At 55.7% G+C, this 1,030-nt stretch carries 1 rRNA gene; it reads right to left on the bottom strand.

Features of this window, described 5'->3' with window-relative positions:
- Positions 1–2: 2 nt before the first annotated feature.
- Positions 3–1,030, bottom strand: a 23S ribosomal RNA gene (locus tag AB0P03_RS40850); the annotation flags it as partial.

Genomic DNA, 1,030 nt, shown 5'->3' with positions numbered 1-1,030 from the left:
CTGAGGACAAGCCCTCGGCCTATTAGTACCGGTCAACTCCACCCCTCACAGGGCTTCCATATCCGGCCTATCAACCCAGTCGTCTACTGGGAGCCTTACCCTCTCAAGGAGGTGGGAGTGCTCATCTCGAAGCAGGCTTCCCGCTTAGATGCTTTCAGCGGTTATCCCTCCCGAACGTAGCCAACCAGCCATGCCCTTGGCAGGACAACTGGCACACCAGAGGTTCGTCCGTCCCGGTCCTCTCGTACTAGGGACAGCCCTTCTCAACACTCCTACGCGCACAGCGGATAGGGACCGAACTGTCTCACGACGTTCTAAACCCAGCTCGCGTACCGCTTTAATGGGCGAACAGCCCAACCCTTGGGACCTACTCCAGCCCCAGGATGCGACGAGCCGACATCGAGGTGCCAAACCATCCCGTCGATATGGACTCTTGGGGAAGATCAGCCTGTTATCCCCGGGGTACCTTTTATCCGTTGAGCGACGGCGCTTCCACAAGCCACCGCCGGATCACTAGTCCCTACTTTCGTACCTGCTCGACCCGTCAGTCTCACAGTCAAGCTCCCTTGTGCACTTACACTCAACACCTGATTGCCAACCAGGCTGAGGGAACCTTTGGGCGCCTCCGTTACTCTTTAGGAGGCAACCGCCCCAGTTAAACTACCCACCAGACACTGTCCCTGATCCGGATCACGGACCCAGGTTAGACATCCAGCACGACCAGAGTGGTATTTCAACGACGACTCCACAACAACTGGCGTTGCTGCTTCAAAGTCTCCCACCTATCCTACACAAGCCGAACCGAACACCAATATCAAGCTATAGTAAAGGTCCCGGGGTCTTTCCGTCCTGCTGCGCGAAACGAGCATCTTTACTCGTAATGCAATTTCACCGGGCCTATGGTTGAGACAGTCGAGAAGTCGTTACGCCATTCGTGCAGGTCGGAACTTACCCGACAAGGAATTTCGCTACCTTAGGATGGTTATAGTTACCACCGCCGTTTACTGGCGCTTAAGTTCTCAGCTTCGCC

The organism is Kitasatospora sp. NPDC088779 (assembly GCF_040685395.1).
Taxonomy (GTDB): domain Bacteria; phylum Actinomycetota; class Actinomycetes; order Streptomycetales; family Streptomycetaceae; genus Kitasatospora.
Note: the sequence above shows the minus strand (reverse complement) of the source record. Positions and strands in the feature narration are given on the sequence as shown.